The organism is Lachnospiraceae bacterium KGMB03038 (assembly GCA_007361935.1).
Classification (GTDB): Bacteria; Bacillota; Clostridia; order Lachnospirales; family Lachnospiraceae; genus Massilistercora.
On the sequence record CP041667.1, the window covers coordinates 450,755 to 464,484 of the forward strand.

A 13,730-nucleotide genomic window follows, 5' to 3' on the forward strand; every position below is an offset into this window, starting at 1 on the left:
GATGCGGCAGTCCCTTTCTTTATCTTTGGAAGGCGATGACGGCTAAGGCATAAGCAAACTTCGGACTATTTTGACCAGAAGATTATCTCATTGCGTCGTCCTTAAAGTGGTGGAATATACCCTAATTGAATAGCTTTTGTGATAGCTTCTACTGCTGAAGAAACCCCTAATTTTTCAAATATGTGCTGCAAATGATTGGATACCGTTCTCTCACTCATAAAAAGCTGTTCGGCAATTTCTTTCCTTTTAGTTCCTCCGGCCAGCAGAAGCAGAACTTGCTTTTCGGTCTCTGTTAGTTCCTCTATATAGGTTCCATCTTTTTCAAAGTAGGTGGAGCCATTATTTATTGCTTCCAGAATATGCAGCAGTTCTTCGGGTTCAATATCTTTGTTGATAAAACCTTTTGCCCCCAGCTTTTCAGCTTCTTTTCTGTAAACGGGCAGATCATATCCTGACAAAATTACAATTTTTTGGTCGGGATATTTTTGTAAAAGGTTCTGTGCCAGGAGCAGGCCATCTTCCTCGGACAGTTTTCCAAGATTGATGTCCATTAGGAGAATATCCGGCTTGTCCCTTCCAATCTTTGCCTCTATTTCATCAACGGATTTGATATTTGAAAACTGTTCAATGGATGGGAAGTCTGATAATACAATCGCCAAACTTTGAGCAAAAAGCGCATGGTCATCGACCAACAAAACTCGCATAGGATTCATCTCCTTTCATGGGAATAAAGATGCTGACATTGGTTCCTCCATTTGGATTTTCTTTGATCGTCATTTTGCCATTCAAAAAGGATACCTGCTCCTGAATCGAGGCAAGTCCGTGATGAATGGAGTGATCTTCGGGAGGGGTTGAAAATCCGGCTCCGTTGTCTGACACTTGCAGGATAATCATGTCATTTTCCTGTTGCAGCCTCACATCAATTCTTGCAGCATGGGAATGTTTGAGGGCGTTTACAGCCAACTCTCTCGCAAACCGACAGATCAGCATTGTGTACGGTTCCACTAAAAAAATATCGTCTTTACAATCCAGGGCAATCAAGGTATCACTATCATTGGTAATAGAGTCCAGGACGCTTTGAAGGTTCTCTTTGAATGTCAAGTTCTTTAATAATTTTGGATGGTATGCCTGCATCTGGGACCGTATGGAAGATGTGAGTTTTCGCAGCGTATCTTCCAATAGCTGCTGAATTTCGAGCTGCCCAGCCTTACGCACCAGATTCTTCATGGAAAGAAGATCCTGTAAAATATCATCGTGCAGGTAATTGGTAAACTCTTTTCGCAGTGCTTCTTCATGTTTAAGCTGCGCTATTGTGTATTCATAAAATGAAGGAACGGCTTCGGAGGTGTTATTCTCTGATCTGCTCGCTTTCCAAAATAACAGCAGGCGATAGAGCAGTCCACAAAAAACGAGCAAGTAAAGCAGCGTAATCGCGGTTAAAATGGGCAAACCAAACAACCATACAATTAGTACGAAGCTGGCAATGCAGAATAAAAGAAAAATAGCAGTTGTGGGCCAGCTTAATGAAAAAAATGGCTTTTGCTGATGATCCGTCCGAAAAATGATACTGTGGATACTGACAAATGTAAGCATGACGATGAGGTATAGTCCCATCTGCTCAACATAGTTTTCTTTCCGAGAAAAAGCTATCACATAGCAGATAAATGGAAGCAGGACAAAGATTGCTGAAAATAGCAGTTGCTTTCTTTGACTTCTTAAAACAAACCATACTCTTTTTCGATGAATTACAGATATAGCAATGCACCAGGCAAAGGAAACCAGAAATTGAATGTTGTAGAGAATGTAAAAAGATTCTCTGTCAATAAAAAAACTGAGGGTTGCTGTAAAGCAGAGGATGGCTGTCCCGGACAGGAATATCCTTCTTCCCTTGTAATTGGCTCCTTGAAAAAGAAACGCCTGCACAAAGTTCATCAGTTGATACAAACAAATCGGAAGAATAACAACGGATGCCGTATCTGCAAGGGAATAGGAACCAAATAGCGACAATCCAAAATGCCATCCAAATAGTATCAGGAGAATTGCAAATTGTGATAAGACAGGATTCCCTTTTACGTTTTTACCGGATATATAGTATCCGTCCCAAAACAGAAATGTCAGAAGTACAATATGAACGATATTTTCTGCTGGTATTGTAGCTCCGATAGTATTCATTACGCATAGAAATGCGATAAGCAATAGCTGATTGAGTATCATTAAGCCTTGCAGTACCATATATTTTCGTTTCAAAGAAGCACCTCCTATCCTAATATATTTTACTTCATTTGCACCATATCCGCAAGGAAGTGAAAGGTCCTGACAACCGCAGGCAGCCGGTACCCATACTGGATGCCGGCTGCCTGCAGCACTATTAGTTTATCGCTGCCTTATAGCAAGAGTGTTTTGTTACCTGATAATAGATAAAGTAAACGATGGAGAAAATTCCAATGGCCAGGGCTATGGGCAGGATAACCTCACTTGCCCGTCCCAGCACATCGTCCATCAATGCCGATTTGTAACATATAATGGCAAAAATGCTGTGCAGCATACCTATCATATAAGGGATCACAAAATAAATCTGAATCTGCCGCCGGACACAGCGTTTTATCATATTCCTATTATATCCCATGCGCTGAAGGATGTTGTAATCATCCCGATCATAGGTGACGGCAGACAGGTTTTGAAAATAGAGGATGCTGCCGGTAGCAATCAGGAAGATAATGGTGGCAAATGCGATCAGCAGATAGGTAGAGCTGTTCTGTTGGATGATTTCAGTCTGCCGTTGCCATGCGCTTGCAAGATAGATGTTCTCAGGCATAGCGTCTTTCAAAATCGTATAGGCAGCCCCATCGGTACGGGTCGTTCCACCATTGATGCTGACAACCGTGATCTGTTCAGGCTGTCCGTTTGCTATGGTTTGATAAAGCTGGTCGGAGACAAGAAGCGTAGCAACACTATTTGCAAACCCAATCGGATTATCCAAGGTGGTCTGAACAACCGTTACATCTGTTGTAGCTCCATCACCAATGTTCAGATGATAAACAGCACCGACATCAGAGTTTTCAGGGTCAGGCCGGTATTTCACCAAAACACATTCGTCATCACTAAGCTCAGAAATCGAACTTTCTTTTCCCTGGCTGCTCAGTAAAGTATTGTAGTCGGTCAGACTCATGCACTCAAATCCGGGTGTTCGCACTTCTTCGCCGCTAATGCTGTATTCATCGGGAAGGTGATCTGATGTGGCCGTGATTTTTAGCAAGTCAGTTTCTTGTACCTGATATTCCTGGCTATTTAATTCTTCGGCTAATGCTGCCTGCGCTTGCTTGCTTTGCTGTTCGTCCTCAACCCGGTATTCGATTGCAGACGGAATAATCCGTTCCACAGCTCTGTAAGGATACCAAACCGAAAGCGTGGTTGCCCCAAAAACGGAAAGTGTTCCGGCAACCAGCAAAATCAAAAGGATCAGTGACTTTGCATTGGATCGGATACGGTGCATAAATTTGGGAACAACAACAATCGTATTTTCCCGGTACAGAATACGGTGGCGATTTTTGACACACTGGCATACAAAGGGGACAAAGGAATAAACGGATAATACTGTGCCAACTACTACCAGTACCAGAGTCAGCAATGCAATAGGCGAAAAGCCAATCGTTGTCCAAACAGATTGAGTACCACGAACCATGTCCAGTGCCAGGGCATACCCACCGAGCAGAAAAACAATTCCGATGATGGAGAAAACGATATTCGGGCGGACAGGCTTTTCCACCTTTTTTTCCAAGCGCACCAGATCCAAAAGGGTTGATTTTAGGAGCAATACTGCATTGGAAAGTGTAAGGGTGAGCAGCACAGCAAGGATAAACAGGAAGATTGAGCCGACAGCCTGGGGATTGATAAACGGAATGGCCCCCATATCAATCGTTAAATCAAGCAAAGCAACAATTCCCGCAGTTACGCCGATGTGCAACAGGCTTCCAGCTAAAATGCCGACAATCGTACCGCCAAGGCAGACGAAAATATTTTCTATGGTCAGCAGGCAGAGCATATCCCCTTTACGGTATCCAAGCAGAGCATAAATGCCTAATTCTTTCATTCGGCGGCGCATGAAGAAATTGTTTGAGTAGAACATGTAGAACACAACAAACACCATGATAAATACAGCGACTACGCTGCACATCATTTCTACACGGCCATCCGATGAGATCTTTTCCATGATAATCTCATTCATGGAAAAAGAAGTGAAGCAAAAGTAAACCATCAAAACGAAAGAAACGGACATAAGATACAGGGAATAAAAAGAAAAGTTCCGTTTCAGATTTTTTAATGCTATTGTCGTTAAATTCATACGCTCACCCCCAGTTACCGCTTTTCGTCCTGGCGGGCAGATTCCTGCATGATAGCCTCATAGAAGTGCCGCCGTTCAGCATCGTGGCGTTGCAGTTCAGAGATGATATGTCCATCTTTGAAGTAAAGGATGCGGTCTGTATAGCTGGCAGCATAGGGATCGTGCGTAACCATGAGAATTGTGGTTCCCAAGGTGTGGTTGACTTCTGTTAATGCAGTAAGCAGTTCGGTGGCGGAGCTGGAATCCAGTGCGCCGGTAGGTTCGTCAGCAAAGATCAGCGGAGGCCGTTTCACCATTGCGCGAGCTGCCGCCACACGCTGCCGTTGGCCGCCGGACAATTCGCTGGGATATTTTTTTAGCTGGGAGTCAATTCCAAACAGTTCAGCCAGCTCCTTAACTTTCCTGTCGATTTCCTGCGCTGGCTTGTGAAGCAAAGTCAACGGGACGGCAATATTTTCGCGTACTGTCAGACTATCTAAAAGATAATATTCCTGGAAGATAAAGCCCAGATTGTTTTTGCGAAAATCCGCAGCCTGTCCCTGTCCCAGCTTTTCAATATGGGTTTTACCCATGATAATATGGCCGCTGGTCGGAATGTCGATTGTAGATAAAACATTCAGAAGGGTTGTTTTTCCAGAACCGGAAGCACCCATGATGCCTAAGAATTCGCCCTGCTTAACTTCAAAAGATACATGATCGAGGCCGGGCTTGGGTTGGTTCTTATAAATTTTGGTTACATCCATAACTTGTAATAGTGTACTCATATACATTCGCTCCTTTCATAGTTCCTCTTTAAGTATAAAGAACTCGAAAGAATAAGGCATGAGTAATTCACGCAGTTATTGTTTGCGTGAATTACTCATGCCTTCTCCTTTGCAAAGCGATAAAATAGAACTCAACTATATCAAGAGTTCCTTACTAAACTGTAAGCTAAAATTCACCTGAATGTAAGCTGGTTCCTGTAAAATTGCAAATAGATAGTTGTCGGTAAGGAGGAAACAAGGGTGAGAAAAATACTTGTTGTAGATGATAATTTAGATTACCTGGAATTGTTGGCCTCTGTTCTGGGAAAGTATTTTGAGGTTTACGAGGCAACAGGGGTAAAAGACGCCCTGCGGGTGTTGGGCGACAAAGAAAAAGAAATTGAGGCGATCTGCTCTGATTACAACATGAGGGATGGCACAGGATTAGATTTGCTTGAAAAAGTCCGTCAAGAGGGCATAACCATTCCATTTCTGCTTATGTCCGGTGATGACGACCATGTACTTAAACAAAAGGCAAGGCTTTATGGCGGAGATTTTTGCAGTAAAACGGATTGTGATTTTATCGAAAGAATAAAGGCATTAGTCAAATCAGAAACATAATTTTGTTTTACCTGGTCGGTCTATGGCTTATCAGGAAATTTGTTCAATAAAATTAGAAGTGAGGTAATCACATGAGTGATTTTGTAATTGAAACAAGGGGATTGACAAAGGTATATGGAGAACAAACGGCTGTCAATTCTGTTAATCTCCATGTTAGAGCAGGCCGTATATACGGGCTGCTTGGCCGCAATGGAGCAGGAAAAACCACGATAATGAAGATGATCCTGGGACTCGCGCCGATTACTTCCGGCGAAGTGGATGTGTTCGGCCAAAACATCAAGGGCCGAGAGAAACAAATTTATCCCCGCATTGGCGCAATCATTGAAAATCCCGGTTTTTATCCCAATCTGACCGGTACAGAGAACCTTAAAATTTTCGCTGAAATGCGCGGGATCTACCACCATAATGCGGTAAAAAGCGCCTTAGAGGTTGTAGGGCTTCCTTATCGGGACAAAAAGCTATTCAGCAAATATTCTCTTGGTATGAAACAGCGCCTTGGCATAGCCAACGCAATCCTGCATGATCCGGAATTGCTGATATTGGACGAGCCAACCAATGGGCTTGATCCCATTGGTATTGCCGAAGTACGCAATTTCATCAAGGATTTAAGTGTCGAGCGCGGTAAGACCATTTTAATTTCCAGCCATATCCTTTCTGAAATTTCTCTGCTGGCAGACGACATCGGAATCATCGACCACGGTGTATTGCTGGAAGAAAGCAGCATGGAAGAACTGGAAAAGAAAAACCGCAAGTATATCCTGCTCCAAGTGTCTGATGCGTCAAAGGCCTCTCTGCTTTTAGAGCATGAATTTCATGTGAAGGATTATGCCATGCAGGATGAACATACTTTGCGGCTTTATGACACTGCCCTTGATGTGGCGGCAATAAATAAATTTTTGGTAATGCAGGATGTGGCGGTTATCGGCTCCCAGCTTTGCCATGACACCCTGGAGGATTATTTCAAGGAGATCACAGGGGGTGTTGGGATTGCTTAAAATGCTCAAGATAGAATTTTCTAAGATGCGGCGGCGTCCGTTTATCCTGATTGCTACTTTGGCTGCGGTGATTTTGCCTGCGCCTATCTCCCTCTTGGCGGCAAGAACCGGGCAAGGGTACGATTTTTTATATAAGTCTGTTATCAACTTGGGACAGCTTATGCTTCTGATCCCTGTCCTCTGTATTGTGGCGGCAATGCTGTTTTTTGAAGAACGCGATAACAACACATTGAAATCATTGAAGATCGTTCCTGTTTCGATGAATATGCTGGCTTCTTCAAAACTGATCGTGCTATTAGTTGTTTCTGTTCTCTATTCAATTTTGGCGTTCGTATCAACGGTAGTATTTTCGTTGATCGGTCACATGACGGTGGAGCAGTTTGCAATTAAATTATTGTTCTGTATTGCTGCGGGAATTATGGTATGGGTTGCCTCCCTTCCTTGCATTGCCCTTATTGTCGTATTCAATAGGAATTACATTTTCTCTGTATTATGTTCTTTCTTGTATGCGGTTATGGGATTCATCATTACTAATGCAACCATTCGGACGGCTGCTCCCAATGTTTTTATGATATTACCTGTAAACGTAATTAACAGATGGCTCCTTCCTTTTTTTCAAAATTTAGATACGGCAAGCTACCCATTTGATATAGGGCCAAGCTCGGTAAGCACAATCTTCTGTGTGATATATCTCCTGATATATACGGTGGCATTTGGTTGGATCATCTGTAATCGCTTTAGAAAATGGGATAATTAGCGGTGAATGGTATGCGTTTGATAAAAGATGAATTTATAAAATTAAAGCGGTGTAACATCCTTTGGGTAGGGATCATAACGCTGTTGTGTTCGCCTCTGCTGTCCGTATTGCAGCAGGAATCCTTAAACGCCCCTATTACTGATTATGGGTATGCCAATTTGGTAAACGGGGTAATTTGGAACAATATGGGCTTTTTCCTTCCTGTTACACTGATGCTGCTGGGCGGTTACATGATAAACCGGGAATACACGGACGATACGCTGAAAGAAATATTTACGATCCCCATTTCTTACAAGAAATTGATGCTGGGGAAAATCGGCGCTTTGCTTATATTATCTATTCTTTACAGTTGTTATAGCTTTCTTCTGGCGACAGGAATAAGTGCGATTTTTTATCCCGGTGGTTTGAACGGTATGGCAGTAATAAAGGCACTCATTCAAATCTGCGGGATGGGACTTTGTATCTGTATTTCCATACTGCCGTTTGTTTGTTGGTGCGGGGCTGCTAAAAACCGTTTTTGGGTAGGGACAGTTCTTGTATTTGTGTATGGATTCTTAGGAATCCCATTGGCTGGACACGGATTTCAGGATTATTACCCTATAAGCGCAGGATTGTCGATTATTCAATATTCAGGAGATACAGGAAGTACAACAACCGACTTCCGGCCAGAAATTGTGGGTATTGTGTTATTGTCCACACTATTTCTATCATTGCTAATTTTGATTATCCAAAATAAAAGCAAATAATCCTAAAAATAGAATATTGGGGATAATTAAAAGATTCAAAATATGCTCTTATTTTAAATGCAATCAGCATACCACAAATTGAAAGGGAGGTGTTTACATGGGAAAGTAATGATTTTAACTTTCAAGGATGACGAGGATCAGGTTTTGAATAAAGTATTGACCTTGTTATCTGGTGAACCAAAGTTTATGACTGTTCAACATGATACTGCTCCAGTGTTCACCTTCCCCGGCCTCACAATCCACCCTTATCAGCGTCAGGTGTTCCGGGGAGAAACGGAAATACCACTGACCCATCTGGAATTTAGCGTCCTTCTTTATCTGGCGCAGCAGCCCGGACGGGTGTTCAGCCAGCAGCAGATTTTTGAAGCTGTCTGGAATGAGGACAGTGAAACATGTCAACATTCTGTTGTCAGTATCATTCACCAGCTCCGCAAGAAGGTAGAGCCTGATCCGGCGCAGCCGGTTTATATCCAGACCGTGATTCATACCGGATATAAGTTTGTCGTACCAAAGGAATAAAACACGGGAACCCGCTGACCTTCACCGGCTGCCGGGCTCCTTTTTCTTCCCGCTCGACTTATTCTGTCGAGATTTGACGACTATTCTGACTGCGCTCCTATCGCAGACAAACTTCCCCATGATTTGACAACGATATAATTTCCTTAGATTCCATAAGTAGGAACCCGTTCTGATTGAACGGCAGCTTTGCAGTCCATTTGAACGAATGACAAATTTAGCCGCCGTTTCTTTTTAAGGATAGAATAATATAAAATGAGTAAAACCAGCAGGGCATAAAAACTTATTAACCCTACTGGTTTTATTCAGAATCTTTGTTTTTTGGATTGCTCTGGAGAGCCAGGAGCTGCTCAGCCAGATAGTTCAGTGTGTTTAAAAGAATCTGGCGGCTCTGAGGACTGCAGGACTGGAACTTTCCGATGAAGCGCTGAATCTTCTCGTCTGTATCAGAAATTTCCGGCTCGAACAGAGTATTGGCGGAGATTCCCAGACGTTTGATGAGTGGATACAGAATTTCATAGGAAGGGTTCATTTGTCCTTTTTCAATCATCTGGACTGTTTTGATGGCCACATTGGATTGATCGGCCAGTTCCTGTTGCGTCAGACCGCAAGAAATTCTGGCATTCCGTATGCAGTTGCCCAGATATAGTAACCTGTCTTTAGGCATAATTATTCACCTCACATATATTCTATCTTGCCGATTAAGGTTTTTGCATAACCTTATCGTGCATATTTGATAGGCAATATTATGCCGATATATAAATGAATTTATAGCCTTGGTGAAAAGCCAATTAAAAAAAACGGCTTTTCACAGCAGGGCTTATTTGCGTTTCCCATCTGTGTTCTGCCGTCAGGAGAAACATGGATGGTTTTGTTTTGAAGAAAAGAAAAAGGGTTGGTCTAGGTGATCAGTTAAAAAAATTTTATCTGCAGATGGGCTACCGTACACTCTTCAAAGAGTATTATCATACCTATTTCACTGGTATAAAATTCCATATGGCATAAAGCTAAAAAGCAGCGTCAGGAAGCTCAAAAAACTCCCTGGCGTTATTTTTTGTCGAATTTTGTGGAACTTTCTCCACAAACCTCGAAATCGAGGGCCACCGATCATCAGAGGAAGATTCTGATGAAAGGTTTTGGAGAAGTTGGAGAAAAGTTTTTTAAAAAAATTTTCCGCTTTTTCGATTTTTTGTCAGTTTCCCTCCTGTCCTCGCTGTGAAAGGGAGGATCAGGCGTCTTTTACTACGGCTTTAAGCAGAAGGGAGGTGATCCCTTTTGAAATTGAACCGTCAGGAAAAAGAAATCGTGCGGAGAAAATTTTGTGCTTACTGCATTAAAGTTCTGCATGGTGAGGCACTGAATTATCTTGATGAATTGGAGCGGCAGAGAAAACGGGAAGTGAATTTTTCAGAACTTCTGCAGAAAGACCTAGACGCTCTGTATTGCTGTGATGATTATGATATAGCAGATTATTTCACCGTTATGGGCAGGCAGGTTCCAGTCCGTAATGAATGGATATACAAAGCACTGAAAAAACTTCCCATAAAAAAACGGGAAATTATTCTGATGCTTTATTTCCTGGATATGACGGAGAAAGAAATCGCTGCCTGCCTGAAATTGGTGCAGAGTACCGTGCATTATCACAAAGATGATTCTTTAAGACTTATGAGAAAATTGATGGAGTGAATCTACATATGAAATCTAAGAAGCATAGAGAACCGCCGGAGTTTGAAACCATCCAGGCGGCTATCGAAGGTGACGCCGAAGCAATCAATCAGGTGCTTTCCTATTTTCAGTCATTTATCAAGAGTGAGTGTAAGAGAGAATACAAGGATGATTTTGGGAGAGTTCACTATGTGACGGATGAATATATGAAAAGGCGGATGGAGACAAAGCTGATTACAAAAATTCTGGATTTTAAGATCCGGCTATAAGCTAAGGACAGGAATATTCCCTTTCTATTTCTGATCCTGAACGTACTGTACCTTGAAAACTGAATATTTTATCCTGCAGGACGTAAGGAAACAGTGGAGCCGGGCGGCAGATACGCCAGGATGATTCAGCATCAATTTTCACTTTGCGACATCGTGACGTAAAGTTTAGGTTTATATACAAATAGGGAATTTGAAGATGGATAGGAGCGAAGAAATATCATGCTGCGGGCAGAGTGTGGGAACTTTGTGGCGAGGATACTTCCGGAGAGGCTACTCCGGTCTGAAAAGATGGTGAGATACCAATGAGGCTGTTCCCCCGACAGCCACCTGCAGGATTCTTTTGCAGTGATGAAAGGGGAGAATGAAATGGATACAAAAAAGTTACTGCGATATACAATGCAGTTGGCTATGTTAAAACAGCTTTTAACAAAGAAATTGATTGATGAAAATGAGTATTCTTTGATACAGAAAAGATTGATGAAAGATTATGGTATCGTTTCCAATATTACCGCTTGACGAATCATTTGTGTCAACATATAATAAAATTAACACTATGATAGGGATACAAATTAGGGAGCGGAAAATGGAAATAGAATTGATTAAGGCAAATGACTTTTCCAAAGGTTCTGCCGGAAAACGTGTTGAGCGATTGAGAGTTGCCGCTTATTGTCGTGTGAGTACGGACGATGAGGATCAAACTAAAAGTTATAATTCTATGGTGAGATATTATACGGATCTCATTCAAAATAACAATGAGTGGGTTTTTGCAGGCATTTATGCTGATAAAGCTATTACAGGAACTAAAACGGATAAGAGAAACGAATTTCAAAGGCTGATCCAGGATTGTATGGACGGGAAGATTGATCTAATCATCGCAAAAAGTATCCCACGTTTTGCCAGAAATACGCTGGATACTTTAAAATATGTTCGCATGCTGAAAGAGAGAAATATCGCAATTTATTTTGAAGTAGAAAAAATCAATACCATAAAAGACGGCGAATTTCTTATGACAATTTTAAGTTCTGTGGCGCAGCAGGAGGTTGAAAATACTTCTGCCTATGTGAAAAAAGGATTAAAGATGAAAATGAAACGTGGGGAACTTGTTGGTTTTCAGGGTTGTACTGGATATGATTATGATGTGGCAACAAAATCAATTTCTATTAACGAAGAAGGGGCAGAAGTTGTTCGTTATATATTTGAGCGGTATGTAGCGGGAGCCGGAAGCACTATGATTGCCAGAGAACTAAATGAACAAGGGATAATGACGATTAAAGGAAATCTTTGGGTGCCATCTAGTGTCATGGGAATTATAAATAACGAAAAGTATAAGGGCGACATTTTACAGGGAAAGACATTTACGGCTGATCCGATCTCAAAAAGGCGGTTGCAAAATTTGGGGGAAGAAGATCGGTATTATATACATGATCATCACAAACCGATTATTTCAGAAGAAATGTTTGCCAGAGCGCAGGAAATCAGAAGGCGCAGAAACGTAAACCGCAAGCATGGCGTTACACCTGGAAAAAGAGAAAAATTCAGTCGTCAGTATGCGTTTAGCTGTTTGCTGGAATGTGGATTTTGTGGAGCCAATCTTTCACGCAGACGTTGGCACAGCAATTCAAAGTATAAAAAAACAATATGGCAGTGCGTGAAAGCTACGAAAAAAGGTAAGCGTTTTTGTCCGGATAGTAAAGGAATCCCAGAGCAGGTAATAGAGGAAGCCTTTGTGGAGTCATACCGGATGCTTTGCAGAGACAATAAGGATGTATTGGAAGAATTTTTGAAGCGTACTGAAAAAGCTCTTGGAGAAAATTCTGCAAAGGATCAGTTGAACAAGCTTCAAAAAAAGATTGATAATCTTTCATATAAGAGAAAAAAGCTGTTGGATAATTATTTGAGCGGCATTGTGGAGCAGGATATTTATGAAGAAACAGACGTAAGTCTCAAAACAGATTTAAGTAATACAAAAGCTAAGCTGGAGTATTTCCAACAGCAGGCAGATGAAGAAAGTTCGCTGCAAAGGAGAATTACAGATTTTAAGAAAGCACTGTCTCAAAATGAGGTGCTGGAGGAATTTGACAGAGGTATCTTTGAGAGTATAATTGAAAAGGTAATCGTTGGCGGTTACGATGAAAATGGAGAAAAAGATCCCTATAAAATCACTTTCATATATAAAACAGGATTTACAAACGGAATTGGAAATGCAAAGAAGCGTTTTGGAAAGTCCGTTGGTGTCGGGGACAAAGCGAAAAAAATGTGTTCCGATGTCAGTGACAAGGTGAAGGATGTGTATTCCAATATTAGTGACAACACATGTCGAGACGGTTGTTCTGCTGTCCGCTGTATCTTATTGAAAATTGAATTGCTGAGATCGGGAATTCATTCCAATAAGGAGGAGGTTTTATGGCTATAATTGATGGAAATAAGGCGATTCAAGATATTCTCATTAGGAGCCTTGAATTGGATACATATGAGTATATTATGAATCAGGCATATAAAGCCAATATTGCGCGGGACAATGATTTTCAGAAAAAGTTTAACCATTTTTATAGAATCAGAAGAGGCAGTAAATGGAGAGAAAAATACTACGAAATTTTTGAGAATAACAAAACAAATAAGGATGAGGTGACATTTGAAAATATTCTTTGTAATATTTACGTTTTTACGGATAAAACAGAAGCATCTTTTGCCAGTAAAATGTTAGCCACAATAAATCCAGAAAAGCCGATATGGGATAGCAGGGTACTTTCCTTTTTAAATCTTAAACCAAAAGGAAAAAATGTAAGTGAATTACAGGACTCTATGATAGAGATTTATGCACAAATTGAAGAATGGTATCGTGTATATTTGGCGACAGATGAGGCCAGGGAGAATATTAGCCTTTTTGATAGATTATTTCCACAATATAGTTGGATAAGTGATGTCAAGAAAATCGAGTACTTAATTTGGGGATTAAAAAAGCAGGAGATACTGTAAATAGTTTCCGTATAGCATCGGTTAGAGATAATCGGTGCTTTTTCACGCCCGAATCAATCCGGCCTTTCTGCGTTCTTTTAACGGAGATGAGACATGGTTC

Annotated in this window: 15 protein-coding genes; 10 read left to right on the forward strand and 5 right to left on the reverse strand. The window is 41.4% G+C overall.

The genetic code is table 11. The annotated features are described in order from the left end of the window. Positions 1 to 101 precede the first annotated feature (101 nt). The 4 genes from FND36_02130 to FND36_02145 form a co-directional block, all read right to left on the reverse strand. Positions 102 to 713 (reverse strand): response regulator transcription factor, encoded by a 612-nt coding sequence (locus FND36_02130; protein QDW72943.1) that lies wholly within the window; start codon positions 711 to 713, stop codon positions 102 to 104. Then, the gene (locus FND36_02135) at positions 682 to 2,247 is read right to left on the reverse strand and encodes a hypothetical protein (protein QDW72944.1); all 1,566 of its coding nucleotides are present in this window, start codon (positions 2,245 to 2,247) and stop codon (positions 682 to 684) included. The genes FND36_02130 and FND36_02135 overlap by 32 nt, the downstream gene beginning before the upstream one ends. Before the next feature lie 121 nt (positions 2,248 to 2,368). After that, positions 2,369 to 4,342, reverse strand: a complete 1,974-nt coding sequence (locus FND36_02140) for an ABC transporter permease (protein ID QDW72945.1) — start codon at positions 4,340 to 4,342, stop codon at positions 2,369 to 2,371. Between the two features lie 14 nt (positions 4,343 to 4,356). Then, entirely contained in the window at positions 4,357 to 5,106 is a 750-nt protein-coding gene (locus FND36_02145; GenBank protein QDW72946.1) for an ABC transporter ATP-binding protein, read from the reverse strand. Positions 5,107 to 5,346: 240 nt separating this feature from the next. Between FND36_02145 and FND36_02150 the strand changes: the two genes are divergently transcribed. The 5 genes from FND36_02150 to FND36_02170 all read left to right on the forward strand — a co-directional run bounded on the left by FND36_02150 (position 5,347) and on the right by FND36_02170 (position 8,723). Continuing rightward, entirely contained in the window at positions 5,347 to 5,706 is a 360-nt protein-coding gene (locus FND36_02150; protein ID QDW72947.1) for a response regulator, read from the forward strand. Between the two features lie 71 nt (positions 5,707 to 5,777). Further along, positions 5,778 to 6,701: an ABC transporter ATP-binding protein gene (locus tag FND36_02155; GenBank protein QDW72948.1), complete on the forward strand. Its 924-nt coding sequence runs from the start codon at positions 5,778 to 5,780 to the stop codon at positions 6,699 to 6,701. Continuing rightward, the gene (locus FND36_02160; GenBank protein ID QDW72949.1) at positions 6,616 to 7,458 is read left to right on the forward strand and encodes an ABC transporter permease; all 843 of its coding nucleotides are present in this window, start codon (positions 6,616 to 6,618) and stop codon (positions 7,456 to 7,458) included. Before FND36_02155 ends, FND36_02160 begins: the two co-directional genes overlap by 86 nt. Before the next feature lie 2 nt (positions 7,459 to 7,460). Then, entirely contained in the window at positions 7,461 to 8,204 is a 744-nt protein-coding gene (locus tag FND36_02165) for an ABC transporter permease (GenBank protein QDW72950.1), read from the forward strand. A gap of 108 nt (positions 8,205 to 8,312) precedes the next feature. Next, complete coding sequence (locus tag FND36_02170) at positions 8,313 to 8,723, forward strand: response regulator transcription factor (GenBank protein ID QDW72951.1); 411 nt, start codon at positions 8,313 to 8,315, stop codon at positions 8,721 to 8,723. A gap of 298 nt (positions 8,724 to 9,021) precedes the next feature. Here the strand turns inward: FND36_02170 and FND36_02175 are convergent, their stop codons facing one another. Continuing rightward, the gene (locus tag FND36_02175) at positions 9,022 to 9,387 is read right to left on the reverse strand and encodes a helix-turn-helix transcriptional regulator (protein QDW72952.1); all 366 of its coding nucleotides are present in this window, start codon (positions 9,385 to 9,387) and stop codon (positions 9,022 to 9,024) included. A 608-nt stretch (positions 9,388 to 9,995) separates the two neighbouring features. Here FND36_02175 and FND36_02180 point away from each other — a divergent pair. From FND36_02180 to FND36_02200, 5 genes are all read left to right on the forward strand, one after another. Next, the gene (locus FND36_02180; GenBank protein QDW72953.1) at positions 9,996 to 10,406 is read left to right on the forward strand and encodes a sigma-70 family RNA polymerase sigma factor; all 411 of its coding nucleotides are present in this window, start codon (positions 9,996 to 9,998) and stop codon (positions 10,404 to 10,406) included. 8 nt (positions 10,407 to 10,414) lie between these two features. Then, entirely contained in the window at positions 10,415 to 10,654 is a 240-nt protein-coding gene (locus tag FND36_02185) for a helix-turn-helix domain-containing protein (GenBank protein QDW72954.1), read from the forward strand. A gap of 366 nt (positions 10,655 to 11,020) precedes the next feature. After that, positions 11,021 to 11,170, forward strand: coding sequence for a conjugal transfer protein (locus FND36_02190; GenBank protein ID QDW72955.1), 150 nt, complete (start codon positions 11,021 to 11,023; stop codon positions 11,168 to 11,170). 67 nt (positions 11,171 to 11,237) lie between these two features. Further along, positions 11,238 to 13,067, forward strand: coding sequence for a recombinase family protein (locus FND36_02195; protein ID QDW72956.1), 1,830 nt, complete (start codon positions 11,238 to 11,240; stop codon positions 13,065 to 13,067). After that, the gene (locus FND36_02200) at positions 13,058 to 13,630 is read left to right on the forward strand and encodes a hypothetical protein (protein QDW72957.1); all 573 of its coding nucleotides are present in this window, start codon (positions 13,058 to 13,060) and stop codon (positions 13,628 to 13,630) included. The genes FND36_02195 and FND36_02200 overlap by 10 nt, the downstream gene beginning before the upstream one ends. Positions 13,631 to 13,730 lie beyond the last annotated feature (100 nt).

Bases quoted from the DNA above. Each gene is read 5' to 3' on its own strand.
- FND36_02130 (QDW72943.1), bottom strand. From the start codon at position 713: ATGAATCCTATGCGAGTTTTGTTGGTCGATGACCATGCGCTTTTTGCT.
- FND36_02140 (QDW72945.1), bottom strand. From the start codon at position 4,342: ATGAATTTAACGACAATAGCATTAAAAAATCTGAAACGGAACTTTTCT.
- FND36_02145 (QDW72946.1), bottom strand. From the start codon at position 5,106: ATGAGTACACTATTACAAGTTATGGATGTAACCAAAATTTATAAGAAC.
- FND36_02155 (QDW72948.1), top strand. From the start codon at position 5,778: ATGAGTGATTTTGTAATTGAAACAAGGGGATTGACAAAGGTATATGGA.
- FND36_02160 (QDW72949.1), top strand. From the start codon at position 6,616: ATGTGGCGGTTATCGGCTCCCAGCTTTGCCATGACACCCTGGAGGATT.
- FND36_02170 (QDW72951.1), top strand. From the start codon at position 8,313: ATGATTTTAACTTTCAAGGATGACGAGGATCAGGTTTTGAATAAAGTA.
- FND36_02175 (QDW72952.1), bottom strand. From the start codon at position 9,387: ATGCCTAAAGACAGGTTACTATATCTGGGCAACTGCATACGGAATGCC.
- FND36_02185 (QDW72954.1), top strand. From the start codon at position 10,415: ATGAAATCTAAGAAGCATAGAGAACCGCCGGAGTTTGAAACCATCCAG.
- FND36_02190 (QDW72955.1), top strand. From the start codon at position 11,021: ATGGATACAAAAAAGTTACTGCGATATACAATGCAGTTGGCTATGTTA.
- FND36_02195 (QDW72956.1), top strand. From the start codon at position 11,238: ATGGAAATAGAATTGATTAAGGCAAATGACTTTTCCAAAGGTTCTGCC.
- FND36_02200 (QDW72957.1), top strand. From the start codon at position 13,058: ATGGCTATAATTGATGGAAATAAGGCGATTCAAGATATTCTCATTAGG.